Genomic DNA, 799 nt, shown 5'->3' on the forward strand with positions numbered 1-799 from the left:
AGGGCGCCTCGAAAGGCGAAGGCGACGGGTAGGCCGGAAATGCTGTGCGCGAGCATCGTGAGCGCATTGACGCACAGGCCAAAGCCATTGCTCGACGCTCCACACAGGCCCACCATCCCGGCTGAGGTCAAAACGGCGAGGGTCGCGCCTTCGTCGTGGTGGGAGACGAGGCACTGACTGCCATCGAGGAAACGGTCGAGGTCCATGGTCTGACCGACGAGGGCCGGTGGGCCCATGATCGCCACGCTGCTGCAGGCCTCGCGATGGCGCTGATCTTGCGACCACCACCAGTATTCATCCATCAGGTTGTGCGCCAGGAGATCAGCGAATCGCGCATCGGCTCCGATCGAAATGCCCTCGAGTTCCGCAAGGAGCTCGGGTGTGTGCTGGCTGATGGCCGGGAGGAAGTTGGTGCTGGCCAGGAATCTGTCGACTCCGTCCGGACCCCCCATGGAGTCAATGACCCGATGCACAACGTCGTGAATGTCGGGGCGTAGGTGCTCACCCTGCGACAGCCCTCGTGTCCGGGAGTCGCCGTACACAGAAAGGGCGTGGGGCACGTCGCCCAGGCTAGTGGACCGCCTTTCGCCAGCAGCATGACGCGCTGCTGGCGGACCTGGCCCCCCATGTGGGGGGCCAGGTCACACGTTAAGCCTTCTTGGTCTCCCAGAAGATCTCGGAAATCTCGTCGATCTTGCCGAGCAGTTGGTCGGCGACCGCGACATCGACGGTGCCCTTGGTGCCGCCGGCACCCGCGAGCTTGGTCGCCTCGTTGAAGAGGGTGTTGAGCTGCGGGTAC

General features: G+C 64.3%; 2 protein-coding genes. Both read right to left on the reverse strand.

Features of this window, described 5'->3' with window-relative positions; genetic code table 11:
• Nucleotides 1-560: C45 family autoproteolytic acyltransferase/hydolase (locus AC1QQ2_RS14610; RefSeq protein ID WP_479713692.1), on the reverse strand; the 560-nt coding region annotated here is incomplete at its 3' end.
• Between the two features lie 88 nt (nt 561-648).
• A partial coding sequence (locus AC1QQ2_RS14615) for a superoxide dismutase [Ni] (RefSeq protein ID WP_479713693.1) occupies nt 649-799 on the reverse strand: 151 nt, incomplete at its 5' end.

It is taken from the genome of Aestuarium sp. (assembly GCF_023253315.1).
Lineage (GTDB): Bacteria > Pseudomonadota > Alphaproteobacteria > Rhodobacterales > Rhodobacteraceae > Marivivens > Marivivens donghaensis.